Consider the following 25,987-nt stretch of genomic DNA (forward strand, 5'->3'; position numbering starts at 1 on the left):
CGGTCAGGATCGGCGGCCCCTGGCAAGGTAAGCGGGACACTGCATGACCATTCTAGCCGCCCTGCTCCGCACGGCGCAGGATTGGCGCCGGGCTTGCCGGGCAAGCGGGCCTATACGCCGAGGCCGAGCACGGTCAGCCGCAGGTCCGCCCCGGGATGCAAGGGGCCGCATAGCAGGTCGACGCAATAGTCGATCACCCGCGCCCGCCCGGGCGGGTTCAGCATGCCGTGGTCCAGGCCATCGATGGTCTCGATCTGTAACTGCGAGAAGCCGGCGAGGCCGGCCAGCGTCGGCCCGAAGAACCGCGCCAGTTCGAAAGGCCCGGGATCGTCCGGGCCGAACAGCAGGCGCAGGGCCGTGCCGCGTGCGTCGAGCGACTGGAGCAAGCCCTCGATCTCCCGCTGCTCGTGCACGGCAGGCTTGGGCAGGACCGATGCCGCGTTGATGCCAGGCACGCCCTCTTCTGCCGTGGGTGCGCTGCGGCCATGGATCAGCCACCGGGGCCGGGTGAAGGTCTCCCGGCGCAACAAGCGCTGCAGGTTGACCAGCACGGCGCCCACCAGGCCCGGGTGCGCGCCAGCGGCGTGCAGACTCACATTGGCGCCGTAGCTCACGCCGAAGGCCACCACCTCGCGATGACCGTGGGCAAGCAGCCAGTCGCAAGCGGCGACGGCATCGCGGTACCCCTCCGGATCGGCCGGCACCCCGGCGATGGCCTGCGCGCCAACGGAAGCATCCCCGATGCCCCGCACATCGATGCGAAACGAGGCAACACCGCGTGCCGCCAGCCGGCGCGCCAGCATGACCCCGCAACGGCCAGCACCGACGTGATGCGTGCCGCCGGAGTTGTTGATCAGCACAGCCGGCCGCTCGATGCGCGGCCCGAGCGGCTCGCACAACATGCCGAACAGGCCCTGGCCAAAGCGCACCGGCATTTCCACCCACTCGCCGGCGCGCAGGCACGAAGCAGTCCCTGCCGCCATCGCGCGGCCGCCCGGGGCTGGCTCGCCAACTGGCGCCGCTGACCCCAGATCGGCAATCCAGCCGGCCACCTCCGCGAAGGTCGCATCCGGTGGCGTGCCATGCAACGGATCCTGCAGCCAGTCGATCAGGTCAGGGAAAGGCACCACCCGCACCTGCGCGCCCAGCGTGCCGTAGTGGCGCGCCAGCGGGGCCATCTGAGGCTCACCGCCCGCGATCAGGATTTGCGGGGCGGGGGCGCAAGGCGCATTGAGCAGGTCGATGCCGCCAAGGCCATCGATCGCGGCATCGGTGAAATGGATGCCCAGGATGTCCATGCCCGATTGCTGGCCAGCACCAGGCGCCGGCCCCGGCTCCACAGCGCGGCAAGCAAGCGAGCGCCAGGTCTGCGCGATCATCTTCATCTCCCGCACCAGCATCCTGCCGCTCGCCACGGGCGCAAGCAGCACCAGCGCATCGACGCGCCGCCCGGCCACGCCGCGCCCGGCGGCCAGTGCCGCCAGCGAGGCGCCCCCGCGCACGCCCAGCAGCACGAGCTCCCGGGCACCGGACAAGCGCCTGAGCAACTTGCCAGCGGCATCGATCCCGGCAAGCCAGGCGTCGACACAGGACGCACCCGGCGCGTCGGCATGTTCGAGGTCGGCGGAGTCACCGGTGCCGGGATAGTCGAACCTGAGCACGGACACGCCCTGGGCCGCGAGCCGCTCCGCCAGCCGCGCCAGGCCGGCATGCGTCCACAGGGCTTCATGCCCGATCGCATTGCACAGCAGCACCGCGCGCTGACCCTGGGCCGGGTGGTACCAGCCAAAACATCCGTCGAAATGCAGCGGCGTCATGGCGCAAACGCCTTGCGGCTCGCCTGCCGTGCGCCCCCAGCACCAACGGCCAGGTACTCGCAGCGCGCCTGCAACTGGCCGCGATCGATCTTGCCGTTCACGTTCACGGGAAGGCCCTCGAGGCAGACAATGCGATCCGGCTGCGCGTAGACCGGCAGGCTCTGCCTGCACGCCTGCCGGATCCGCGCCATGCGCGCACCGAGTTCGCCCAGCGAGGCGTCGCCCGATGCCTGCACAAAGGCGACCAGCCCCATCGGCTTGCCGGCGCTATCCAGTGGCCACGCCAGCACGGCGCACTGCGCGCTGCCGCTGGCAGCCTGCACCACCTGCTCGATCTCCTGCAATTCCACGCGGTTGCCGCGAATCTTCACCTGCATGTCGATGCGGCCGTGATAGAGCAAGCCGTCGGGGGATTCGGCCACAGCATCGCCGGTGCGGTACCAACGGCTGCACGCCCGCTCGGGATAGGCGCGGGTAAAGAAGCGCTGCGCGTCGAGCGGGTTGGCACCGAGATAGCCCTTGGCAAGCTGCGCGCCGCCGATCAGCAGTTCACCCTGCGCGCCGGGCGGCACCGGCGCAAGCGCATCGTCGACGACCATCAGCTCGACGCCGGGATATGGCTTTCCGAGCGGCACCGCAGGGCGCGACGCATCGGCAAGAAACGCATCGCTCAGCTCGAAGGTGAGCATGATCACCGTCGCCTCGGTGGGTCCATACCCGTTGACGATGCGGGTGTTCGGCGCCGCCCGCGACCACGCCCGCGCCAGCGTCTTGGGCAAGGCCTCGCCCCCCATCAAGGTCATTCGTACGCTGGGAAACGCGCAGGGCGTGAGCTTGCGAAACTGCTGCATCAGCGCCAGCACGGAGGGCACGCTGGCCCAATGGGTAATCCTGTGCTCCTGGATAAAACCGGCCAGGTAAAGCGGGTCTTGGAGCGCGGGCACATAAAGGCAGCCCCCGTTTGCCCAGCAGACGTGCATGTCGTGCACCGAGAAATCGAAGGTGAGATCGGCGAACTGGCTGAAGCGCGCACCGGGCTCGCATGGAAAGCGCTGCATCTGCGCGCTGACATAAGCCACGGCGCTGGCATGCGGGATCATCACGCCCTTGGGCGGCCCGCTGGTGCCGGAGGTGAAGATCAGGTAGGCAAGGTCGTCTCCCGAGACGACGGCAAGCTGGCCAGGCGGGTCATGCACGAAAGGCGCGGGCGGCAGCGGGGCGAAGCGCGCGCTGCCGCCCGGACATCCGGTTGCCGGCGACGACTCCGGATCCAGCATGACGATGTGCAAATCCGGGGGCAACAACGGCATCAACGCCTCAAGCTGCGGTGCGCATGCACGATCGACCAGCATCACCCGCGCGCCCGAGCGCCCGACGATGGCGGCGTTGCGTGCCGACGGGAATCTGGGGTGCAACGGCACATAGGCCATGCCCGCCGCAAGCACGCCGAGCAGGCCGGCGTACGCTGAGACGCTGCGGTGCGCAAACAGGACGCAGTTGCGGCTCCCGCCCCCTGCATACGCCGCCAGCGCACCACTCACGCAGCACGCGCGTGCGCGCAGTTGCTCGTAAGTGTAAAAGCGTCCGTCGACCCACAAGGCGTGGTCGCCGGGCTGCCGTGCAGCCGTATCGAAGAAGAATGAATGCAACATCCCGCCTCCCAACCGAGCGCGCCGCCCCCCCGTTGCGGGACCGGCGCGTTCTGAAACCCCGCCCGAAAGTTGTGCCGGCGCCGACCCACCCTGCACGGTCGCGCGCCGTTGTACTTGCCTGGCGCACGTTGTCTTGCCAACTTAGGCTGCATTGCCCAACAAGACAAGTTGCACTGCCTTAAATGTATTGAACTTAAGATCTTTTTCCATTCGTGCGAATGGGGGATGCGAATGGAGGCGGACTGCGCTCTACGATGGCGGCCTTCACGTAGCCGGGAGCGGGTATGCGCCGGCCAGCCTCGCGCTTGCAGCATGCATGGCCGGTTTCCCCGCGCCGACGCGCGCCACAAAGGATGAGGAGCCGCCCAGAAGGCTTAGTCCATCAAGACCTGCGTATCGACACACACCGGACACACTGGCGGCGTGCGTGCAGGCAGAGCGGCGCAGGCGCATTGCGTGACGGCAGGGGCTCGTGGATGGAAAAAGAAAGGGAGAAAGAGATAACGGGAAAGGCGGCTGGGGCCGAACGGCCCCGGCGCGAAAAAGCCGCCAGTCGGCCGGCACCACGGGGATGCTTCCCCGGCGCAGCCGCCTGACGGATCCGGCGTTAGCTGACGCGCTCCAGCACGGCGGCGAAGAAGCCGTCGGTCTGGTGCAGGTGCGGGTAAAGCGCCAGCATCTCGGCATCTTCCGGCAAGCCGGGCACCGTGATCTTTTGCTCGGCCAGCACTTGTGCGGCGGGCACCAGGCGGAAGGCCGGGTGCGAGGCCAGGAAACCGCGCACGATGCCTTCGTTCTCGGCCTCCAGCACGCTGCAGGTTGCGTAGACCACGCGTCCGCCCACCTTCACCAAGCGTGCGGCGGATTCGAGAATGGCCGCCTGCTTGACGGTCAGCTCCAGCACCGATTGCGGCGACTGGCGCCACTTCAGGTCCGGATTGCGCCGCAGCGTGCCCAGGCCGCTGCAAGGCGCATCCACCAGCACGCGGTCGATCTTGCCAGCCAGGCGCTTGATCTTGGCGTCGTGCTCGGAGTCGATCAGCACGGGGTGCACGTTGGACAACCCGCTGCGCGCCAGGCGCGGCTTGAGGTTGGACAGGCGCTTCTCGGACACGTCGAATGCGTAGAGGCGGCCGGTGGAGCGCATCAGCGCACCCAGGGCGAGCGTCTTGCCGCCCGCGCCCGCGCAGAAATCGACCACCATCTCGCCGCGCTTGGGCGCGACCAGGTTGCACAGCAGCTGGCTGCCTTCATCCTGCACTTCGACCAGGCCGTTGACGAACAGCGGCAGCTGGTTGAGCGCCGGCTTGCCGGCCAGGCGGATGCCGGACGGCGCCATCGGCGTCAACTCGGCCTTCAGCCCCGCGGCGGTCAGTTCGGCCAGCGCGGCCTCCTGCGTGGTCTTGACCAGGTTGGCGCGCAGGTCCAGCGGCGCCGGGCGCAGCCAGGCATCGCCCAGCGCTTCGACAAAGGCTTCGTCGTGGCGCGCGGCCAGTTGGTCGAACAGCCATTCGGGCAGGTTGGCACGCACGCGCGGCGCCAGGCTGGAGCGCTCGATCGTGGTCAGGCGATCGAGCCATTCGCCCTCTTCCGGCAGCAAGAACGGCGTCAGTACGTCGCGGCCCAGCGTGGCGGCCAGGCCCAGCAGAGCCAGGCGGCGCTGCGAAGCACCCGTGCCGCTGGCGGCGAACTGCGCAAACTCCACGCGGCGGCGCAGCACGGCAAACACGGCTTCGGCGATGATGCCGCGCTCGCGATGGCCCAGCTTGGGGTTCTCGCGGAAGTAGTAGCTCACCACCACGTCGGACGGGCGCGTGAACATCAGCACCTTGCCCAGCAGGCGGTCGATATGCTGGATATGGACGGCATGCAGCCCGCCATGCGGCCCGCGGCCTTGCTGCGGGGCCTGGCCGTCGTTCGCATCGCGCGAGCGCGACAGGCGGATGGGCGTGCCCTTGTGGTCTTTGTTCTTGTTGCGGACGGGCTGGCGGGCCCCTGCGGTATTGCGGCTCATGACTGCACCTCCGTAGCGGCAGCAAAGGCCGTAAACAGCTGGGATTCGGGTGGTTCGACCCGGACTACGCCGGCATGCACTTGCAGCCGGTCTTCGACAAACCAGCGCACAGCGCGCGGGTAGATAACGTGTTCGCACGGCAACAGGCGCGTGGCCAGGCTCTCGGGCGTGTCGTCCGGCAGCACGTCAAGCGCAGCCTGGACGATAACCGGGCCGTGATCGAGCTCGGGCGTGACGAAATGCACGCTGGCGCCGTGGACCTTGACGCCGGCCTCAATGGCTTGCCGGTGCGTATGCAGCCCCGGAAAGCACGGCAGCAGCGACGGATGGATATTCAGCATGCGCCCGGCGTACTTGTCGACGAAGCCCGGCGTCAGGATGCGCATGAAACCGGCCAGGACCACCAGGTCCGGCGCGAAAGCGTCGATGGCAGCGGCGAGCGCGGCGTCAAAAGTGGCGCGATCATCATATAGCGTGTGGTCCACCACGCCGGTAGCCACGCCGTGGTCGGCGGCAAATTTCAGACCTTCGGCGTCTGGCCGGTTGGACAAGACCGCCGCTACGCGCGCCGGCCAGCCTTCGGCGGCGCAGGCGCTGACGATGGCTTCCATGTTGGAGCCTCGCCCGGAAATCAGGATAACGATATTTTTCATCGCGCAATTCTACCAAGCCGGGGCCAGTACACGACCAAAGCGAGCGCATTAGGCACTTAAAACACGCGAAACCCTCGCCGCAGCGCCATTTCGCATGGCCTATACGCAACGTGAACTCGCGTCCGATGGATTGTGACGCCTCGCCCGCTCTGCTAGAGTGGCTGCTATCGTCCACGCGCAGTCCGTTAACACGGCTTCAAGTGACAACAAGGACGAACTGGGAAATTAGACGGGAAATCGCATGTCGAACGCTGCACCGACCTTGTTGGTGGTCGATGATCATCCTATGGCCTTGTCTGGCACTACCGCGTTTTTGGCGGAAGTGATGCCCGACGTTGCCGTCCATGCTGCCGGAAGCGCCAAAGAAGCGTTGAATACCTTGCAGCAAGGACTCAGGCCTGACATCGTGCTGCTGGATATCTGGCTGACCGATGGTACCGGCTTCGACGCCATGCAGGCGCTCAAGACACTGGTACCTTCCGCTCGCTTTATTTTTATGTCGGCCGAGGCCACGCCTGAAATCGTGGGCCGCGCGCGCGCGCTCGCCGCCTGTGGCTTCGTCGGCAAGCACCTGGACGCCAACGCATTCACCGCCGCCGTGCGCAAGGTGCTGGCAGGCGACACCTCCTTCCCGTCGGACGAAGCGCTCAATGGCCGTGCTCAATCCTTCGGGCCGGCGCACGGCATTCCGGTCACGCCGGCGGAACTTGGCCTGACCCCGCGCCAGGGCTCGGTGCTGGCGCTGGTGCTGGAGGGCCTGCCCAACAAGGTCATCGCGCGGCGGCTCGGCCTGACGGAAAACACCGTCAAGGAACACGTCTCGGCCATCCTGCAGCGGCTCGGCGTGCGCACCCGCATGCAGGTCATGTCGCGCATGGAGCGATTCCGCCTGCGCCAGTAACGCGCGCTGGCGACGCCAGCTGCTCACTCTGATTGGGCAGGCGGCAAAAAAATGGGCCAGCGCGTCATGCGCCGGCCCATTTTTTATGCCTTCGCCGCTCAGGCGGGCCGCAGCCAGCGCCGCAGCAACAGTCTCAGTGCAGCCGGGTCGACCGGCTTGGGCAGCACGAAGTAGCCTGCCTCCTCGGCAGCTGCCAGCGCGGCGGATTTCAGGTCGCCCGACAAGAGCGCGCTGCGCGCCTGCGGCTGCGTGTTCTGCCAGCGCTCCAGCAGGTCCAGTCCGTTTTCGCTGCCAGGCAGGCGCAGGTCGCAGAAGATGATGTCCGGCTTGAGTCCCTGGAGGAACAGGCGGTCAGCATCCGCACCGTGCGCGGCGCAGGCAACCTGGATGCCCCACGCCTCCATTAGCGCAATCCATGCCTTGCGGATCTGGGTGTCGTCGTCGACCACCAGCACGGTGCCGCGCAGGTGGTCGGGCTTGGCATCCTCGGCCTGCGCGTTGGCCCGCACGGTACGGATGGTCGCCACGGTCTCGGCCGCCACCGGCGCCAGCGAGAACCAGAACACCGATCCCCGGCCGGGCACGGAGCGCACGCCGTAGGTACCGCGCATCAGCCGCACGCATTCCTTGAAGATCGCCAGCCCGAGCCCCAGGCCCTGGGACGGGTCGCGCTGCGGGTTGTGCACCTGGTAATACGGCGAGAAGATGTCCGGAAGATGCTCGGGCGTAATCCCGGCTCCGGTGTCCCACACCTCCACGCGGATATGCTTGCGGCGCTCGCGCGCGGTCACCAGCACGCCGCCGCGCCGGGTATAGCGCAGGGCGTTCTGCACAAGGTTGAACAGCGCGCGGCGCAGCAGCACCGGCTCAGCCATGGCGTACAGCTCTTCGGGCACGCGCGGGGTCAGGGTCAGGCCGCTTTCTCGCGCGTCGGCGGCGAATTGGCTCATGACCTCGCTGATCAGGTGGCTGAGCTCGCACGGCTCCAGCGTGGGCAGCACCTTGCGGCCCTCGAGCTTGGACAGGTCCAGCAGCGAGCGGAACAGCAGGTCGATGGTCTGGGTGCCGGCGGCCACCTGCTCCACCAGCGGATGGAGCGAGGATGATTTGTTGCGGGCGCGCAGCGCCTCCACCAGCATCACCAGCGCGTGCACCGGCTGGCGCAGGTCATGGCTTGCGGCGGCCAGGAAGCGCGACTTTTCCTCGCTGGCATGCAGCGCCCTCTCCTTCTCCTCCTGGAATTGCTTGGCCAGCCTGCGGCTGTCGCTTTCCAGCTGGATGGCCCGCACCAGCGTGCGCTGCAGGTTCAGCGCATGGCGCGTGAGCATGATGGCGTAGACCACCAGCAGCAATTGCACATAAGTGCCATGGCCCGGGAAAGCGTACTCGGCCAGCAGGATATTGGGTACCAGGATCGGGATACCGGCGTAGACCAGGTTGGAGGGCACCGGCGACTGCGCGGTAACGCCGCCCGCCAGCACGCCAAGCGCCAGCAGGTACAGCACGCTGGAAAAGACGGTGGAGCCGGTATAGAGATGCAGCAGCGCGGAGCTGCCCCAGGTCAGGCCGGTCAGGAAGGCCATCGCGCGCATATTGGCCCACCATTTGCGCGTGTGCGCCGAACGGCTCATGGTGGCGCAATCGCGCAGGTAGCCGAAGTAGAACCAGCTGGTGGCCGCGGTCAACACCAGCATGACGCCGCACCAGCCCACCAGGGCACTATGGTCGGCGGCCGACCAGAAGGCGATCGCGGTCAAAGCCGGAAGCACCACCGAGGCGACGATGGCGGTGGGGGAGACGCGATGGATGGTCGCCAGCAGCTTGGCCCGCGTTTCGGTATCGAGCGGAGGCCCTGGCGGCGGCAGGATTCGGTTTAGCAGCGCGTTCAAAGGAGGGCTGGGGGGCAGCGAGTGCGATCCGCCGTATCATGCCGCCTTTTGGGGCGCAACGCCACGGCGATGGGTCGATCCGTGCACAAAAACGCCAGTCCGGGCATGCCGGCCACCGCCGCCAGGCCAAACTTGTCCACCATTCGCCTTATAATGCTCGCTTTACCCAAACGCTTGTTGCCGTCCTCGTGAAAGTCTTCCGTGGCCTGCCCAACGCCGAAAGCCGGGCGCCTTGCGCCCTCACCATCGGCAATTTTGACGGTGTGCACCGCGGCCACCAGTCGCTGCTCGCCCGCGCGCGCGCTGCGGCGGATGCACGCGGGCTACCGCTATGCGTGATGACATTCGAGCCGCATCCGCGCGAATTCTTCACGCCGGAAAAGGCGCCAACGCGCATTGCGCTGCTGCGCGACAAGCTGGAAAGCCTGCGCCGCAATGGTGTCGACCGTGTCGTCGTCGAGCACTTCAATGCACACTTCGCCGCGCAGTCCCCGCAAGCATTCGTCGAAAACGTGCTCTGGCATGGCCTGCACACGCGCTGGCTGCTGGTCGGCGACGACTTCCGCTTTGGTGCCAGGCGCGCCGGCGATTTCGCCTATCTGCAACAGGCCGGCGCACAATTCGGCTTCGACGTGGAGCAGATGGGCTCGGTCTCCGAAGGCGGCGTACGCATCTCCAGTTCCGCCGTGCGGCAGGCGCTGGGCGATGGTGATCTCGAACACGCGCGCCGCCTGCTTGGCCATGGCTATGCCATCAGCGGGCATGTGGTGCACGGCCGCAAACTCGGGCGCGACCTGGGCTTCCCCACCATCAACCTGCGTATTTCCCACAAGCGGCCGGCAGTCAGCGGCATCTTCGTGGTGCAGGTACACGGGCTGGCGGAGCACGCCATACCGGGCGTGGCCAGCATCGGCGTGCGCCCGACCATCGAAGATGCCGGCCGGGTGCTGCTGGAAGTGCACCTGTTCGACTTCAGTCAGAACGTCTACGGCAAGCTGGTGCGGGTCGAGTTCATGAAGAAGCTGCGCGACGAAGCCCGTTTCGATGGCCTGGAGGCGCTGACCGCCGCCATTGCCAAGGACAGCGCGGACGCGCGCGCCTTCTTCGGCCTGACCGTGCCTGGCTCGCCCGAGGGCACGCCCCCGGCCGCGGGCAGCCGTGACTTCGCCACCTCCGCCACCGACCGAATTAGCTAGCGCCCCGTTCCCGCGCGGCGGGACCCGGGTCGCTACCCCAACCCGAAGCCAGCCCGCGGCACCCTCCGCAGCCGGTCCACGCCGTACCGCGCGCCCGCACCCAGCCGAGCTAGTGCCGCGCGCCAACCGAATTGCCCCGAGAATCGACATGTCCAACGACAAACGCGCCAAGCCCGAAAAAAGCAAGTACCCGGTCAACCTGCTCGAGACGCCCTTCCCGATGCGCGGCGACCTGCCCAAGCGCGAGCCGCTGTGGGTCAAGCAATGGCAGGACAAGCAGCTCTACAAGAAGATCCGGGCCGCTCGCAAGGGCGCCAAGAAGTTCATCCTGCACGACGGCCCCCCGTACGCCAACGGTGACATCCACATCGGCCATGCGGTCAACAAGGTCCTCAAGGACATGATCGTCAAGGCGCGCGGCCTGACCGGGCTGGACGCCGTCTATGTGCCGGGCTGGGACTGCCACGGCATGCCGATCGAGATCCAGATCGAAAAGCAGTTCGGCAAGGGCCTGCCGGTGCAGGAAGTGCAATCGCGCGCCCGAACCTATGCCACCGAGCAGATCGCCCGCCAGAAGCTGGACTTCGAGCGCCTGGGCGTGCTGGGTGACTGGGAACATCCCTACCTGACCATGAACTACAGCAACGAAGCCGACGAGCTGCGCGCGCTGAGCAAAATCATGGAAAAGGGCTACGTGTTCCGCGGCCTGAAGCCAGTGAACTGGTGCTTCGACTGCGGCTCGGCGCTGGCCGAGGCCGAGGTCGAGTACAAGGACAAGACCGATCTGTCCATCGACGTGGGCTTCCCCTTCGCCGAGACCGACAAGCTGGCCCATGCCTTCAAGCTGCCGGCCGAGCAGCTCGCCGCCAAGCCGGGCTGGGTCGTGATCTGGACCACCACGCCGTGGACCATCCCGTCCAACCAGGCGCTGAACATGCATCCGGAAGTCGAGTACGCGCTGGTCGATACCGCGCGCGGCTTCCTGATCCTGGCCACCGAGCGCGTCGAAGAGCAGCTCAAGGTCTACGAGCTGGAAGGCAAGGTGCTGGCCACCACCACCGGCGCAGCGCTGTCGGAGATCCGCTTCCACCACCCGCTGTCCAAGATGGACGCGGGCTACGACCGCCTGTCGCCGATCTACCTGGGCGACTACGTCACCACCGATACCGGCACCGGCATCGTGCACTCGGCGCCGGCCTACGGCGTGGAGGATTTCCAGTCGTGCAAGGCGCACGGCATGAACGACAAGGACATCATCAGCCCGGTCATGGGCGACGGCGTCTATGCCAGTACGCTGCCGCTGTTCGGCGGCCAGAAGATCTGGGACGCCAACCCCAAGATCGTCGAAGTGCTGAAGGCCTCGGGCAACCTGTTCAATTCGCACAAGTACACCCATAGCTACATGCACTGCTGGCGCCACAAGACGCCGATCATCTACCGCGCCACCTCGCAGTGGTTCGCGGGCATGGACGTGGATCCGGTCAATGAGGACGGCACCAACGGCCCGACCCTGCGCGAAACGGCGCTGGCCGGCATCGAGGCAACCGAGTTCTACCCGGCGTGGGGCAAGCAGCGCCTGCACAACATGATCGCCAACCGGCCCGACTGGACCCTGTCGCGCCAGCGCCAGTGGGGCGTGCCGATGGCCTTCTTCCTGCACAAGGAAACCGGCGCACTGCACCCGCGCACGCCGGAGCTGCTCGAGGCAATCGCCAAGCGCGTGGAAGTGCACGGCATCGAGGCCTGGCAGACGCTCGACCCCAAGGAACTACTGGGCGAAGAAGCCGCCATGTACGAGAAGAACCGCGACACGCTCGACGTCTGGTTCGACTCCGGCACCACGCACTGGACCGTGATCCGCGGCTCCCACCGCGAAGACCTGTACGACGCATCGGCCGACCTGCCCGACGGCCGCCTGGCTGACCTGTACCTGGAAGGCTCGGACCAGCATCGCGGCTGGTTCCATTCGTCGCTGCTGACCGCCTCGATGCTGTATGGCAAGCCGCCCTACAAGGCGCTGCTGACCCACGGCTTCACGGTGGACGGCGAAGGCCGCAAGATGTCGAAGTCGGTCGGCAACACGGTGTCGCCGCAGGACGTGTCGAACAAGATGGGCGCCGAGATCATCCGCCTGTGGGTGGCCTCGACCGACTACTCCGGCGAGCTGTCGATCTCCGACGAAATCCTGAAGCGCGTGGTGGAAGGCTATCGCCGCATCCGCAACACACTGCGCTTCCTGCTGGCCAACCTGGCCGACTACGACCACGCGCAGCACGCGCTGCCGGCGTCGGAATGGCTGGAAATCGACCGCTACGCCGTCGCCCTGACCGGGCGCCTGCAACAGGAAATCCTGTCGCACTACGACGGCTACGAGTTCCACCCGGTGGTCGCCAAGCTGCAGACCTTCTGCTCGGAAGACCTGGGCGGCTTCTACCTGGACGTGCTGAAGGACCGCCTCTACACCACCGCGGCCAACTCGAAGGAACGCCGCGCCGCGCAGAACGCCGTGTACCACATCACCCAGGCGATGCTGCACTGGATGGCACCGTTCCTGTCGTTCACGGCGGAGGAGGCCTGGCAGATCTTCGGCCATGGCACCGAGCACACCGACACCATCTTCACCAGCACCTACTACGACGTGCCGGCGATCGACCAGGCCGACGACCTGCTGCAGAAGTGGCATGTGATCCGCGAAGCCCGCGCCGAAGTCACCAAGCAGCTCGAAGCGGTGCGCGTGGACGGCGAGATCGGTTCCTCGCTGCAAGCCGAAGTCACCATCCAGGCCGGTGGCCCCGTGCTGGCCGCGCTGCAGAGCCTGTCCGACGACCTGCGCTTCGTGCTGCTGACCTCCGCCGCCAAGGTAGCCCCGGCGCCGGAAGCCGGCGACCTGCTGGTCACCGTGACGCCGTCGGTGCACGCCAAGTGCGAGCGCTGCTGGCACTACCGTGCCGACGTCGGCCGCGACCCGGCCCACCCCACCCTTTGCGGCCGCTGTGACAGCAACCTGTTCGGCGCCGGTGAACATAGGAGCCACGCCTGATGGCCGCCACCACCACGCGCACCGCGCGCGGCACCAAACGCGCCAGCAGCAAGGGCAGCAACACCACCCCGCTACTGTGGATGGCGTTCGCCCTGCTGGTGATCGTGCTGGACCAGTTCTTCAAGATCGTCATCGTGCGGACCTTCGCCTATGGCGAATCCCGTCCGGTGACGCGCTTCTTCAACCTGGTGCTGGTCTATAACAAGGGCGCCGCCTTCAGCTTCCTGGCGGATGCCGGCGGCTGGCAGCGCTGGTTCTTCACCGGCCTTGGCGTGGTGGTGGGGCTGTTCATCGTCTGGATGCTGTACCGCCATACCGGCCAACGCCTGTTCTGCTTCGCGATCTCGCTGATCCTTGGCGGCGCCATCGGCAATGTGGTGGACCGCGTGGTGTACGGCCATGTGGTCGACTTCCTCGACTTCTATGTGCGCAACTACCACTGGCCGGCCTTCAACGTGGCGGACTGCGCCATCACGGTGGGCGCTGTGCTGCTGATCGTGGACGAACTGCGCCGCGTTCGCCGGCACTGAGGCCACCCAGCGTTCCGACCGCGCCCGCGTCATGCGGGCGTTTTTCATGGTGCTGCCTGACTGGCCGGATAGCGGCGCCGCCAACGCGCGCGCGGGCAAGCCGGTATTATTGACGTTTCTCCGGCACGGGGGGCGGCAGGCGCTGCCGCCTGCCGCGACAACCGGACAACCACTTCAAGCGAAGAGCATATCCATGGATCTGCGAGGCAAGCATCTCGTCCTTGGCCTGACCGGCGGCATCGCCTGCTATAAATCGGCCGAACTGGTCCGGCTGCTGACCAAGGCCGGCGCCACCGTGCAGGTGGTCATGACCGAAGGCGCCACCCAGTTCATCACGCCGGTGACCATGCAGGCACTCTCCGGGCGCACGGTCTTCACCTCCCAATGGGACGCGCGCGTGGGCAACAACATGGCCCATATCGATCTCTCGCGCGAAGCCGACGCCATCTTGGTCGCGCCCGCCTCCACCGACTTCCTCGCCAAGCTGACGCACGGCCTGTGCGACGACCTGCTGACCACCCTGTGCATCGCCCGCAACTGTCCGTTGCTGGTGGCACCGGCGATGAACCTGCAGATGTGGCAGGCCCCCGCCACCCAGCGCAACGCCGCGCAGTTGCGCAAGGACGGCGTAACCCTGCTGGGCCCCGGCAGCGGCGACCAGGCGTGCGGCGAAGTCGGTGACGGCCGCATGCTGGAACCATCGGAATTGCTTGCCGACATCATCGCGTTCTTCCAGCCCAAGCCGCTGGCCGGGCGGCGCGTGGTCATCACGGCCGGGCCTACCTTTGAAGCCATCGACCCGGTGCGCGGCATTACCAACCGTTCCTCTGGCAAGATGGGCTTTGCCATCGCGCGCGCGGCCCGCGAGGCCGGCGCCGACGTAGTGCTGGTGGCCGGCCCGACGGGCCAGCCCACGCCGCGCGGCGTGGCCCGCACCGACGTGGAAAGCGCGCGGCAGATGCACGATGCGGTGATGGCGGGCTTGCCAGGCGCCGATGTGTTTATCGCGGTTGCGGCCGTGGCCGACTGGCGGCCCGCCGAAGTCGCCAGCCAGAAGCTGAAGAAGGCCAACGATAGCGACACGCCGACGCTGCACTTCGTGCAGAACCCCGACATCCTCGCTGCCGTGGCCGCAAAGCCGAACGCGCCCTATTGCGTGGGCTTTGCCGCCGAGAGCGAAAACCTCGAGCAATATGGCGAGCAAAAACGCCAGCGCAAGAACGTGCCGCTGCTGGTGGGCAATATCGGCCACCACACTTTCGGCATGGACGACAACGAGATCGTGCTGTTCGATGCCCAAGGCATGACCCGCCTGCCGCGCGCCGACAAGCTGACGCTGGCGCGCGACCTGGTCGCGGCCATCGCCCAGCGCCTGCCCGCGCGCCGTTGAATCCGCGCGCCCAGCCCCCGAACATCACCCGGCCCGACCCTCGACATGTCCGCAAGCAAACCCAAACTGCGCCTCTCGGTGCTCGACCAGAGCCCGGTCATCGCCGGCCATAACGCGCGCGATGCGCTGGCCGCCACCGTGGAGCTGGCGCAGGCCGCCGACGCGCTGGGCTACACCCGCTACTGGTGCGCCGAGCACCACGGGCTGCGCGGCGTGTGCAATCCGGCGCCGGAAGTCATGCTGGCGCGCCTGGGCAGCGTAACCAAGCGCATCCGGCTGGGCTCGGGCGGCGTCATGCTGCCTTACTACAGCCCCTTCAAGGTGGCGGAGCAGTTCCGCATGCTGGAGGCCCTGTTCCCGGGCCGCATCGATCTTGGCGTGGGGCGCGCGCCGGGCGGCGACATGCGGACCGCGCAGGCGGTGGCCATGGGCCAGTACAACCGGGGCGACCAGTTCGAGGAGCAGGTGCGGGACCTGTCCTGGCTGTTCCGTGGCGAGATGCCGCCCGGCCATATCGCCGAGGGCGTGGTGCTGCAGCCCGAGATCGATACGCGGCCGCAGCTGTGGGTGCTGGGATCCAGCGACTTCGGCGGCGCCCTGGCGGCGCGCCTGGGGCTGCGCTTTGCCTTTGCCCACTTTATCAATCCGCATGCGGGACACGCTGTCGCGCAGCAGTACCGCCGCGATTTCGAAGCGGGCTATGACGAGCAGCCTTATAGCGCGGCGGCGATCTTCGTGATCTGTGCCGACACCGAGGCCGAGGCGGCGGAGCTGGAGCGTGCCGTGGACCTGCGCCGGCTGCAGATGGCCTATGGCGTCAACGCGCCGATCCCCTCGCTCGCGCAGGCCGCGCAGCACGAGCTCAGCGAGCGCGACCGGCTGATCGTCGAGCGCGAGCGCCCCCGCACCATCTGCGGCACGCCTGAGCAGGTGGCGCAGCGCATGCTGGCCCTGCGCGAGCGCTTCCTTGCCGACGAACTGGTGGTGCTGAGCGTGGCCGCCAGCTACGCGGCGCGGCTGCGCACCTACGAACTGCTGGCGCAGGCGTTCGACCTTTCGGGCGACTAAGGGCGACTAAGGGCCACTAAGGGAGGCCAGGGGCGGCTAGGGGGCGACCAAGCTCGGCTATCATCTCGGGTTGCCAACGTTTTAGTTTTCCCGGGACCGACCAGCCATGACATTCGAAGCCAACCCCACCGTCGAAATCAAGGTGCTTGACGCACGCCTGCATGAATGGGGCCTGCCGGCTTACCAGAGCGATATGGCGGCGGCGATCGACCTGCACGCCTGCCTGGACGCCGCGCTCACCATCGAGCCGGGCACGCCGGCGCAACTGGTGCCTGCCGGCATCTCCGTGCATATGGGCAACCCCTACATGGCGGCCACCATCGCGCCGCGCTCGGGCCTGGGCCACAAGAAAGGCCTGGTGCTGGGCAACTCGATCGGCGTGATCGACGCCGACTACCAGGGCCCGATCATGGTGAGCGTGTGGAACCGCAATGCGCCCGGCACCGAGCCGATCGTGATCCAGCCGGGCGAGCGCATCGCGCAGATGATGTTCGTGCCGGTGCTGCGGCCCGTGTTCAAGACGGTTGAAACCTTCTCCGAAGACACCGTGCGGGGCGCGGGCGGCTTCGGCTCGACCGGCGTGCATCACGCCAAGAGCGGCAGCTAAGCGGGAAAGACGGCGCGCTTGACGATACTGCGTTAGCGCGCCTGCTCGAACAGCAGTGCCACGCCGCCTGCCAGAGAGGCAGGAATCAGGCTCTCGTCGGGCCCCAGGTCGAGCGCCCCGACGCGCGCCTCACGCCAGCCGCGGCGGGCCGCGGCCAGGTCGCTGGTACGCAGGCGGATGGCGGCGTACCCCGGCACGGCACGGCGCACATGCTCGGTGCCGGTCGCGGCGGCAAGCGCCTGCGGCGTGGTCACCACCAGCGTGGCGCCATCCAGCGCCAGGCTGCAGATGTGATCGCTCAGTTGCGTCATCTCGCCGCCGGTCAGTTCGGCGTAGGCACGCCCGGCAGCCTCCACCAGTGACGGCGCCACCACCAGGAACATCGTAGCGATGCCCACGGCACCGTTGGCATGCGTGGTCCATTCCGGACGCCACAGCAGCTGCGGCGTGCGGTGTTCGCAGATGAAAAAGCGCGCGCCCGGCGCATCGTCGATTGCGGCAACGCGGAAGGTCGCGGGATGCTCCGTGCCATCGTCCAGCCGCACCGGCCGCGAGAACTCGATCGGGTCCGAAGTGTGCCAGCCGCCACCGCGCAACTGTGCCGCGGCGGTGAAGGTATCGCTGCTCTTGCAGGACAGCCCGGCGCAGCCGCCCCCGGCCTCCTGCGCATCCCAGTAATACTGCCGCGTCGGGCTTGGCGCGGTGACATGCAGCAGCTCAAGATAGTCGCGCGTCAGCATGACGCAATGGTTCTGCGAGCCGAGCGTGTGGTAACCGCGCGGCGTCAGCGTGAAGCCAAACCCGCGCCAGGCTTGCGCCGCAGCGTCAAGGTCGGGACACACCATCACGGCGTGGTCTAGCGGTTCCATCGTCATCGCACCCTCTCGCTTCAATTCTCGCTTCAATCGAACTGGATATTGGCCTTGCGCGCCACCGCCTGCCATTTGTCGTGCTCGTGGCGCACCAGGCTGGCCAGCTCGGTGGGGCTGCCGCCCACGATCTCGAAGCCCTGCATGGCCAGCGCATCCACCACGCGTTGCTGCCGCAACGACTGAACCAGGGCATCGTGCAGGCGCGCCACGGTCGGCTCCGGCAACCCGGCCGGGCCAAACACGCCGATCCATGAATAGGCCTCGAAACCGCGATAGCCTTGCTCGGCCACGGTTGGCAACTGCGGGAACTGGCGCAGGCGGGTGGTACCGGTCACGCCAAGCAGCTTGATCGTCTTGGCAGCCACATGCGCCTGCACCGCCGCATAACTGGAAAAAAATACATCGACTTCATTGGACAGAACAGCCTGCACCGCCGGGCCGCCACCTTTGTACGGCACGTGGAGAAAGCGCACGCCGGCCTCGGTCGCCAGCGCCTCGGCGGCGAGCTGGTTAAGGCTGCCGATGCCGGAAGACGCGTAGTGGATGCTCTCCGGCTTCTGCCGCGCCATGGCGACCAACTCCTTCACGTTGGACGCGGGCAACGACGGGTTGGCCGCGATCACCAGCGGAAAACGCACCAGTTGCGAGATCGGCGTGAAGTCGCGGAAGGTATCGTAGGGCAGGTTCTTGTACGCAAACGGGTTGATGGCATGGGTGTCGAACGCCATCAACAGCGTGCTGCCGTCAGGCTTGGCCCGGGCCACGGTACTCGAAGCAATCAGGCCACCGGCGCCGGGCTTGTTGTCGATCACCACCGTCTGGCCGAGCCCGCTCTTCAGGCCGGGCTGCAGCTGGCGTGCGACGATATCGACGCTGCCTCCCGGAGGAAACGGCAACACCATGGCGATCGGACGACCGGACGCGCCTGTCGTGGCCTCGCCACCCAAGGCAGCCAGGCCAGGCACGGGAATCAGGGGCATCGCGCCAAATGGCAACGATTTGAGCAGCAGGCGGCGCAGCCGCGAGCGTTGGGATTGGGACATCGGGTACTCAGACGGATGGCGGGCACACAGCTGCGGTGCGCAGCCGCACCCGGCCAAAACAAAAAGGGCGGCATCGCTGCCGCCCTGTATTTTGCCCGAGGATAGCACGAATTGCAGGCAAGGTCCGCTCTGCCTGCCCTTCGCGCTTTGTCCTAGACTTCCGCTTTCTCGTTTTCCGGCGCTTCCGGCGGTTCTGCGGCAGCCTCGGCAAAGTCCAGCTTGATCTGGTCCTGCTCGTCGAGATCCACCACCACCCGGCCACCGGACACCAGCTTGCCGAACAGGAGTTCGTCGGCCAGCGCCTTGCGGATCAGGTCCTGGATCAGGCGCTGCATCGGCCGCGCGCCCATTAGCGGGTCGAAACCCTTCTTGGCGAGGAACTTGCGCAGGTGGTCGCTGAAGCTGGCTTCCACCTTCTTCTCGTGAAGCTGCTCCTCAAGCTGCATCAGGAACTTGTCGACCACGCGGAGGATGATTTCCTCGTCGAGCGAACGGAAGCTGATGATGGCATCCAGCCGGTTACGGAACTCCGGCGTGAACATGCGCTTGATGTCGACCATCTCGTCGCCCTGCTCGCGCGAGGACGTGAAGCCGATGGTGGCGCGGTTCATGGTTTCCGCTCCCGCGTTGGTGGTCATGATGATGATCACGTTGCGGAAGTCGGCGCGGCGGCCATTGTTATCGGTCAGCGCGCCATGATCCATCACCTGCAGCAGGATATTGAAGATATCCGGATGCGCCTTCTCGATTTCGTCCAGCAGCAGCACGCAGTGCGGCTTCTTGGTGACGGCCTCGGTCAGCAGGCCGCCCTGGTCAAAGCCCACATATCCCGGCGGCGCGCCAATCAGCCGGCTCACCGCGTGGCGTTCCATGTATTCGGACATGTCGAAGCGCAGCAGCTCGATGCCCATGATGAAGGCAAGCTGCTTGGCCACTTCGGTCTTGCCCACCCCGGTCGGGCCGGAGAACAGGAAGGAGCCGATCGGCTTGTCCGTCTTGCCAAGGCCCGCGCGCGACATCTTGATGGCCGAAGCCAGCGCCTCGATGGCCGGTTCCTGGCCGAACACCACCGATTTCAGGTCGCGATCCAGGGTCTGCAGCTTGCTGCGGTCATCCTGGTTGACGCTCTGCGGCGGGATGCGCGCGATGCGCGAAACGATGTCTTCGATCTCGCCCTTGCCGATGGTCTTTTTCTGCTTGGACTTGGGCAGGATGCGCTGGGCTGCACCGGCCTCATCGATCACATCGATGGCCTTGTCCGGCAGGTGGCGGTCGGTGATGAAGCGCGCCGACAACTCGGCCGCCGCAGTCAGCGCCGCTGCCGCGTACTTGACGCCATGGTGCTCTTCGAAGCGCGACTTCAGGCCGCGCAGGATCTGCACGGTCTGGTCGACCGACGGCTCCACCACGTCGATCTTCTGGAAACGGCGCGACAGGGCCGCGTCCTTCTCGAAGATGCCTCGGTACTCGGTGAAGGTGGTCGCGCCGATGCACTTGAGCTGGCCTGACGACAGTGCCGGCTTGAGCAGGTTGCTGGCGTCCAGCGTCCCGCCCGAAGCGGCGCCCGCGCCGATCAGCGTGTGGATCTCGTCGATGAACAGGATCGCGTTCGGATTGTCCTTGAGCGACTTGAGCACGCCCTTGAGGCGCTGCTCGAAGTCCCCGCGGTACTTGGTGCCGGCCAGCAGGGCGCCCATGTCGAGCGAGTACACGACTGCCTTTTCAAGGATGTCGGGCACTTCGTTCTTGGTGATGCGCCAAGCCAGGCCTTCGGCGATCGCGGTCTTGCCGACACCCGCCTCGCCCACTAGCAGCGGGTTGTTCTTGCGCCGGCGGCACAGCACCTGGACCACCCGCTCGACTTCGCTCTCGCGGCCGATCAGCGGATCGATCTTGCCGGCCTTGGCCAGCGTGTTCAGGTTCTGGGTGAACTGCTCGAGCGGGCTCTCCTTGCCATCACCGCCTTCGCCCTCGGCCGTGCCGTCGCCATGCTTGGCGGGCTCGGCCTGGTCCTTGCGGATGCCATGGCTGATGAAATTGACCACATCCAGCCGGGTCACGCCCTGCTGCTGGAGGTAGTACACCGCGTGCGAGTCCTTCTCGCCAAAGATCGCCACCAGGACATTGGCCCCGGTCACTTCCTTCTTGCCGTTGGAAGTGGACTGGACATGCATGATGGCGCGCTGGATGACGCGCTGGAAGCCCAGCGTAGGCTGGGTATCCACCTCGTCGGTACCAGGCACCACGGGCGTGTTGTCCGCGATGAAGTTCTTCAGACTGGTGCGCAAATCCTCAATATTGGCTGCGCAGGCGCGCAAGACTTCCGCTGCCGTGGGGTTGTCAAGCAACGCCAGTAGCAGGTGCTCCACGGTTATAAACTCGTGGCGTGCCTGCCGGGCTTCAACAAACGCCATGTGCAGGCTGACTTCCAATTCTTGCGCAATCATGCTTCCTCCATCACGCACTGCAACGGATGACCCGCCTGCCGTGCGTGGGTTGACACCAGCTCGACCTTCGTTGCCGCGATATCCCTGGTATAGATGCCGCAGACCCCCTTACCCTCCCGGTGGACGGTCAACATGATCTGCGTTGCCGTCTCCCGGTCCCTGCTGAAATACTGCTGCAGGATCATCACGACGAACTCCATCGGGGTGAAGTCGTCATTCAGCAGCAACACCTTGTACATGGCGGGTGGTTTGAGCGCCTGCTCTTTCCGCTCCAGTACGGTGCCTGCTTCGCGTTGTGGGACATTTGCCAGCCGTGTAGCCATGGCTTTATTCTAACCCTTACGCACAACTCTGCAATTTGGGGAAAAGACACCGGATTCAAGAGGCCGATGCAGCGGCCATCCAGATTCCGTGGACGCCGAAGGCATCCGGGTTCACTCGTGGGTCACTTGGACGGGAGGGCGCACGCCTTCGCGGTGCGCCCTTTCCCTCCAAAATACCATCTACAGCCGTTCCTTTCCCGCCACACCCTACCGGGAGTGGGGAATCTGCCAACTTGACAGTGCGCAGGTTTGACAGAAGAATCGTTCGCACATTCACGTCTGGTTACGCGAGCCAAGCAATCATCCGGACTGAGTGATCCGTGAGCAGGGAGGCCCACGAATCCAGCGGCGGCGAGTCAGCACATCAAACTGGCCGCCACGCGGTGCCCGCACAGTCGTGCCTTTGCGCCCGACCCGGTTCCATCCGGGCAGCGCGCAAGAACACTAGCCGGGCGCCCACTGGCCGCGGCGCTTTCCCCCGCTCGTATCCTGCTTTTTTTGTTGGGGGAGTTTATGGCAAGCGGTATCGTCAAATGGTTCAATGACGCCAAGGGCTTTGGGTTCATCAAGCCGGACGACGGCGAAGAAGAACTGTTTGCGCACTTTTCGGCCATCCAGATGAATGGCTTCAAGACCCTGAAAGAGGGTCAGCGCGTATCCTTCGAAATCATCCAGGGCCCCAAGGGCAAACAAGCCACCAATATCCAGGATCACGCCTGAAGATTCGGTGCGCGGCCGCACCAGCCGGTAGAGCTTGAGGCGGCCACGACAGGATGCGGGGGATCACCCCCGGAACGGGATCGGCCTGCCCCGCCCCAAAGCACGCAGGCTGGACAGCAGCACGTAACGCATCCGACAAAAAGCCCGGCCAGGTCAATGCCGGGCTTTTTGTTTGGCTCGCTGGTCGCGCCTTTTAGCCTGCCACTTCGATTCCTCATTGATTTCCGGTCGTTTTTGCAGCGCTTTGGTGGCTTTTTGCACAATTTTGGCTGTTTCCGCACATTCAAACACCCCGAAATGCACGTCATTAGGCGCAAAATATCTTGCCCTCCAGTGCCGGCACTATCCAGCCAGTAGATCAACAGGAAGTCGCCGCCAACGTGGCATTCGCGATGGTCGGCCCAGCCGCCCATGAGCGCATGGTCCGGCCACTCAGGCCCGAACGGCGCGCCGTCGGCCTGTGGAAAGATGGCTAAGCACTTACATCGAGATTGCTGATTATGGCGGCAGCGCTCGTCTGCCGTGGGGGCAGGTGATGCCCAACCCAGGAACCAGCTAGCACAAATGCCCCCACGAACAGCGCAAGCCCGATGCAATAGGCCGCAAGGCTTCGCCAACGGTCAGGAGACCGCCGCATGAGCGCTAGCAGTACCAGAATCAAGCCAATCAGCGTCAGCAGACACGCAGTTGCAAGCACAACAGCTGTAACAACAACCAATGAGCCGGTAGTGACCTGCGCGCGAGTGATAGGAGTGAGAAAGGTAAAGACTGCAAAGGCCAAACCCAAGAGCGCAAGGCCAATGGCGACGCGATCCACCGCACTCCCAACCCTGCTCCTAGTTCGTATCATCTGAGCCCCTCGGCGGCCACTCGCTGCGCCAAGGCGGCCCAACGGCGCAAACTGTCTGGCACCACATGCGCATAGTAAAAATGCCCTTCCCCTTTGTCTGCAATCATTTGCTTGCCGAGCAGCGGTGCCGCCAAGGCAAGCTCGGCCCATGGCATCCCGGCGTAGATCGGATCTCCATGTTCGGTCAGATTGATCACGGTGGTCTTGCGAACACCCTTGTGGCCACGCAGATCGGCGAGGAATCCTGCCTCAATAGGTGACCCCACCAATACGAGATGATCAATCACGTGCCCGGCACGAGCATATGACCATGCCGTCTGAGCCGCTAGCAGTGACCCATAGCTGTAACCTATCAGATTGAATTGGGGAGCCTCTGCCGCCATGCCGCTTGTGATTGTCCATTCCCCGTCATCGCGCGAGCGGATGGTCAGGCCGGATCGGATGGCATCGATCAGCGTGCCTACGAACTCATAGTCCTTGGGAAGATCGATAGTCGCTGAGTTTGTGATGCCTGCAAAGCAGTGGGCAATCCCTGCCCTCCGGAACGCCTCGATCTGCGGCCGCACGTAGTCGCCATCCAGTCCGGCCCCACCCCAATACAGAGTCCCGCGAGGCCGCAGCAGATAGACCTTCACGGGCGCGCGCTTCTCAATCGGCGTCAATGGAATTTGTATCGTCTTGATTGGTTGCATCAGGCATCCTCCCCAAAAATCTCCAGCGTCATGGTCGCTGCGGTATCGCTCGAAATACGCTCGGTCATACCGCTGTCGTCCGTTCGCGCCTCAATCGATCCGCCATCGCCTGTAAGGCGGTAGCGCCGGCGTGCCAGGGGTTGGCCGGATTTTTCGTCCAGGAGTTGCACCTGTTGGTCGTAACGGGGATTAGAGGCCAGGAAGGGTGCCGCTATGAAATCCGATGTGCCTGCGATCGCTTCCTGCACGCTCGCCATTCCAGCACTCTCGGCTTCGTCGTCGCACCAAGTCTCGCCGGCGAGAGTGGCGATAATGCTCGGATGTGTCGGGCACTTGCAGAGCACGATATCGCCATCAGCCGCCGTCTCGCCCATGAAGCTAATACGGCTCGGTCCGCCAGCCTTTGCAATGATGCCGGTGCTCTTGCAGGCTTCGCAGTAGGCTTGCCCACCGATAAGCGCTACCTGGTGGCCGGCACCGTCACCGATAGTGAAAACTGGACCGTCATACGGGAGGATGACGCCATCTGGTGAAAGCCTGTCGCCCACACACGCAACTCTGCGCATCATGGTTTGGCCTCCCAAGTTGCGGTCAACTGCCTCACGTTGTGCATGCGTTCTCCCATGGATTGATTGATAGGCGTTTCGCGCCCCTATTTATGCGCGATACAGCACTAAAATCAATCAGACATTTCTGCAAGTGCGGAGAGCATTTTCCTTATGTGTCCTATTCGGTCTTTATTATGTCGACCTGGCTGCACACTTGCCGGGTAGTACCTCTTGATACGACGGGATGAAAAAACCCCGGCGACCGTTGAGTCGCCGGGGTTTCGGTTCAGGCTGAGATGGCCCGAACTAGGATTACATATTGTCGATCATCACCTGCCCAAAGCCCGAGCACGACACTTGCGTCGCGCCTTCGAGCAAGCGGGCGAAGTCATAGGTGACCTTCTTCGATAGGATGGACTTCTCCATCGAGGAGATGATCAGGTCGGCGGCTTCGGTCCAGCCCATGTGGCGCAGCATCATTTCCGCGGAGAGGATTTCGGAACCCGGGTTCACATAGTCCTTGCCGGCGTACTTTGGTGCGGTGCCGTGGGTGGCTTCGAACATGGCCACGGAATCCGACAGGTTGGCGCCCGGGGCAATGCCAATGCCGCCAACCTGGGCCGCCAGCGCGTCGGAGATGTAGTCGCCGTTCAGGTTCAGCGTGGCGATCACCGAATATTCGGCCGGGCGCAGCAGGATCTGCTGCAGGAAGGCGTCGGCGATGGCGTCCTTGATGACGATTTCGCGGCCGGTCTTCGGGTTCTTGAACTTGCACCACGGGCCGCCGTCGATCAGCTCGGCGCCGAATTCCTGCTGTGCCAGCTCGTAGGCCCAGTCACGGAAGCCACCTTCGGTGAACTTCATGATGTTGCCCTTGTGCACGATGGTCACCGACGGCTTGTCGTTGTCGATCGCGTACTGGATGGCCTTGCGCACCAGGCGCTTGGTGCCTTGCTTGGAGACCGGCTTGACGCCAATGCCCGAGGTATCCGGGAAACGGATCTTCTTCACGCCCATTTCGTTCTGCAGGAAGGCGATCAGTTTCTTGGCCTGGTCGCTTTCCGCTTCCCATTCGATCCCGGCGTAGATGTCTTCCGAGTTCTCGCGGAAGATCACCATGTCGATCTTTTGCGGCTCGCGCACCGGCGAGGGCACGCCCTTGAAGTACGCCACCGGGCGCAGGCAGACGTACAGGTCCAGTTGCTGGCGCAGCGCCACGTTGAGCGAGCGGATGCCGCCGCCAACCGGCGTGGTCAGCGGGCCCTTGATGGACACCACGTAGTCCTTGAGGACTTCCAGGGTTTCTTCAGGCAGCCACACGTCAGGGCCATACACCTTGGTCGACTTCTCGCCGGCGTAGATCTCCATCCAGGAGATCTTGCGCTTGCCACCGTAGGCCTTGGCCACGGCTGCATCGACCACCTTGATCATCACCGGGGTGATATCCAGGCCCGTACCGTCGCCTTCGATGAACGGAATGATCGGATTGTCCGGAACATTCAGCGAAAAATCCTGGTTGACCGTGATCTTTTCGCCGGCCGGAACCTTGATGTGTTGATACATGACGTCTCCAGTACGGAACGGGGGGTTGCAACGAGCCGCCGGATTCGTGACCAGACGGCGAGATTTGGGTGGCGCGCGGGCATTTTAACGGCGATTGGCGCGCAGGCGATGCCGTTGCGCACCACACGCGGACTGCCCGGCTATGCGTCACACGCATACAAGTCTTATATAA

At 65.3% G+C, this 25,987-nt stretch carries 21 protein-coding genes; 8 read left to right on the forward strand and 13 right to left on the reverse strand.

The annotated features are described in order from the left end of the window. Nucleotides 1–110 precede the first annotated feature (110 nt). From AC1Q7Q_RS06645 to purN, 4 genes are all read right to left on the reverse strand, one after another. Nucleotides 111–1,817 (reverse strand): alpha/beta hydrolase, encoded by a 1,707-nt coding sequence (locus AC1Q7Q_RS06645; protein WP_492373088.1) that lies wholly within the window; start codon nt 1,815–1,817, stop codon nt 111–113. Continuing rightward, nucleotides 1,814–3,469 carry an amino acid adenylation domain-containing protein gene (locus tag AC1Q7Q_RS06650; RefSeq protein ID WP_492373089.1) on the reverse strand — a complete coding sequence of 552 codons (1,656 nt, stop codon included), beginning with the start codon at nt 3,467–3,469 and terminating at the stop codon, nt 1,814–1,816. Before AC1Q7Q_RS06650 ends, AC1Q7Q_RS06645 begins: the two co-directional genes overlap by 4 nt. A gap of 607 nt (nt 3,470–4,076) precedes the next feature. Further along, nucleotides 4,077–5,483 (reverse strand): RsmB/NOP family class I SAM-dependent RNA methyltransferase, encoded by a 1,407-nt coding sequence (locus AC1Q7Q_RS06655; protein ID WP_043349297.1) that lies wholly within the window; start codon nt 5,481–5,483, stop codon nt 4,077–4,079. Then, nucleotides 5,480–6,136 carry a phosphoribosylglycinamide formyltransferase gene (gene purN, locus AC1Q7Q_RS06660; RefSeq protein ID WP_492373090.1) on the reverse strand — a complete coding sequence of 219 codons (657 nt, stop codon included), beginning with the start codon at nt 6,134–6,136 and terminating at the stop codon, nt 5,480–5,482. Before purN ends, AC1Q7Q_RS06655 begins: the two co-directional genes overlap by 4 nt. 241 nt (nt 6,137–6,377) lie before the next feature. Between purN and AC1Q7Q_RS06665 the strand changes: the two genes are divergently transcribed. Further along, nucleotides 6,378–7,037 carry a response regulator gene (locus AC1Q7Q_RS06665; RefSeq protein ID WP_043349302.1) on the forward strand — a complete coding sequence of 220 codons (660 nt, stop codon included), beginning with the start codon at nt 6,378–6,380 and terminating at the stop codon, nt 7,035–7,037. Between the two features lie 98 nt (nt 7,038–7,135). Here the strand turns inward: AC1Q7Q_RS06665 and AC1Q7Q_RS06670 are convergent, their stop codons facing one another. Further along, the gene (locus AC1Q7Q_RS06670; protein ID WP_309405990.1) at nt 7,136–8,926 is read right to left on the reverse strand and encodes a hybrid sensor histidine kinase/response regulator; all 1,791 of its coding nucleotides are present in this window, start codon (nt 8,924–8,926) and stop codon (nt 7,136–7,138) included. Nucleotides 8,927–9,114: 188 nt separating this feature from the next. Here AC1Q7Q_RS06670 and AC1Q7Q_RS06675 point away from each other — a divergent pair, with 188 nt between their 5' ends. From AC1Q7Q_RS06675 to dut, 6 genes are all read left to right on the forward strand, one after another. Then, complete coding sequence (locus AC1Q7Q_RS06675) at nt 9,115–10,122, forward strand: bifunctional riboflavin kinase/FAD synthetase (RefSeq protein WP_492373091.1); 1,008 nt, start codon at nt 9,115–9,117, stop codon at nt 10,120–10,122. Nucleotides 10,123–10,270: 148 nt separating this feature from the next. Further along, complete coding sequence (gene ileS, locus AC1Q7Q_RS06680) at nt 10,271–13,162, forward strand: isoleucine--tRNA ligase (RefSeq protein WP_492373092.1); 2,892 nt, start codon at nt 10,271–10,273, stop codon at nt 13,160–13,162. After that, the gene (lspA, locus tag AC1Q7Q_RS06685) at nt 13,162–13,692 is read left to right on the forward strand and encodes a signal peptidase II (protein WP_492373093.1); all 531 of its coding nucleotides are present in this window, start codon (nt 13,162–13,164) and stop codon (nt 13,690–13,692) included. Before ileS ends, lspA begins: the two co-directional genes overlap by 1 nt. A gap of 193 nt (nt 13,693–13,885) precedes the next feature. Further along, nucleotides 13,886–15,082: a bifunctional phosphopantothenoylcysteine decarboxylase/phosphopantothenate--cysteine ligase CoaBC gene (gene coaBC / locus AC1Q7Q_RS06690; protein WP_492373094.1), complete on the forward strand. Its 1,197-nt coding sequence runs from the start codon at nt 13,886–13,888 to the stop codon at nt 15,080–15,082. A gap of 45 nt (nt 15,083–15,127) precedes the next feature. Further along, nucleotides 15,128–16,150 carry an LLM class flavin-dependent oxidoreductase gene (locus AC1Q7Q_RS06695; RefSeq protein ID WP_492373095.1) on the forward strand — a complete coding sequence of 341 codons (1,023 nt, stop codon included), beginning with the start codon at nt 15,128–15,130 and terminating at the stop codon, nt 16,148–16,150. A 106-nt stretch (nt 16,151–16,256) separates the two neighbouring features. Beyond that, nucleotides 16,257–16,757, forward strand: a complete 501-nt coding sequence (dut, locus tag AC1Q7Q_RS06700; RefSeq protein ID WP_492373096.1) for a dUTP diphosphatase — start codon at nt 16,257–16,259, stop codon at nt 16,755–16,757. A 32-nt stretch (nt 16,758–16,789) separates the two neighbouring features. On the opposite strand, the gene AC1Q7Q_RS06705 is transcribed toward dut, so the two are convergent. The 4 genes from AC1Q7Q_RS06705 to clpS form a co-directional block, all read right to left on the reverse strand. After that, nucleotides 16,790–17,632 (reverse strand): VOC family protein, encoded by an 843-nt coding sequence (locus tag AC1Q7Q_RS06705; protein ID WP_492373097.1) that lies wholly within the window; start codon nt 17,630–17,632, stop codon nt 16,790–16,792. Nucleotides 17,633–17,658: 26 nt separating this feature from the next. After that, nucleotides 17,659–18,672, reverse strand: coding sequence for a Bug family tripartite tricarboxylate transporter substrate binding protein (locus tag AC1Q7Q_RS06710; RefSeq protein WP_492373098.1), 1,014 nt, complete (start codon nt 18,670–18,672; stop codon nt 17,659–17,661). Between the two features lie 152 nt (nt 18,673–18,824). Beyond that, nucleotides 18,825–21,119 (reverse strand): ATP-dependent Clp protease ATP-binding subunit ClpA, encoded by a 2,295-nt coding sequence (gene clpA / locus AC1Q7Q_RS06715; RefSeq protein WP_043349328.1) that lies wholly within the window; start codon nt 21,117–21,119, stop codon nt 18,825–18,827. Continuing rightward, nucleotides 21,116–21,442 carry an ATP-dependent Clp protease adapter ClpS gene (gene clpS / locus AC1Q7Q_RS06720; protein ID WP_006157525.1) on the reverse strand — a complete coding sequence of 109 codons (327 nt, stop codon included), beginning with the start codon at nt 21,440–21,442 and terminating at the stop codon, nt 21,116–21,118. The genes clpA and clpS overlap by 4 nt, the downstream gene beginning before the upstream one ends. Nucleotides 21,443–21,955: 513 nt before the next feature. On the opposite strand from clpS, the gene AC1Q7Q_RS06725 reads away from it, so the two are divergent. Next, complete coding sequence (locus AC1Q7Q_RS06725) at nt 21,956–22,162, forward strand: cold-shock protein (protein WP_006157526.1); 207 nt, start codon at nt 21,956–21,958, stop codon at nt 22,160–22,162. Here AC1Q7Q_RS06725 and AC1Q7Q_RS06730 read toward each other — a convergent pair. From AC1Q7Q_RS06730 to icd, 4 genes are all read right to left on the reverse strand, one after another. Continuing rightward, nucleotides 22,153–22,779, reverse strand: a complete 627-nt coding sequence (locus AC1Q7Q_RS06730) for a type II toxin-antitoxin system mRNA interferase toxin, RelE/StbE family (protein ID WP_492373099.1) — start codon at nt 22,777–22,779, stop codon at nt 22,153–22,155. The genes AC1Q7Q_RS06725 and AC1Q7Q_RS06730 overlap by 10 nt on opposite strands. Nucleotides 22,780–23,008: 229 nt before the next feature. Next, the gene (locus AC1Q7Q_RS06735) at nt 23,009–23,704 is read right to left on the reverse strand and encodes a hypothetical protein (RefSeq protein WP_492373100.1); all 696 of its coding nucleotides are present in this window, start codon (nt 23,702–23,704) and stop codon (nt 23,009–23,011) included. Further along, complete coding sequence (locus AC1Q7Q_RS06740) at nt 23,704–24,273, reverse strand: PAAR domain-containing protein (RefSeq protein ID WP_492373101.1); 570 nt, start codon at nt 24,271–24,273, stop codon at nt 23,704–23,706. The genes AC1Q7Q_RS06735 and AC1Q7Q_RS06740 overlap by 1 nt, the downstream gene beginning before the upstream one ends. 291 nt (nt 24,274–24,564) lie before the next feature. Further along, entirely contained in the window at nt 24,565–25,815 is a 1,251-nt protein-coding gene (gene icd / locus AC1Q7Q_RS06745; protein ID WP_043349336.1) for an NADP-dependent isocitrate dehydrogenase, read from the reverse strand. Nucleotides 25,816–25,987 lie beyond the last annotated feature (172 nt).

Source organism: Cupriavidus sp. GW823-FHT07A04 (assembly GCF_058794615.1).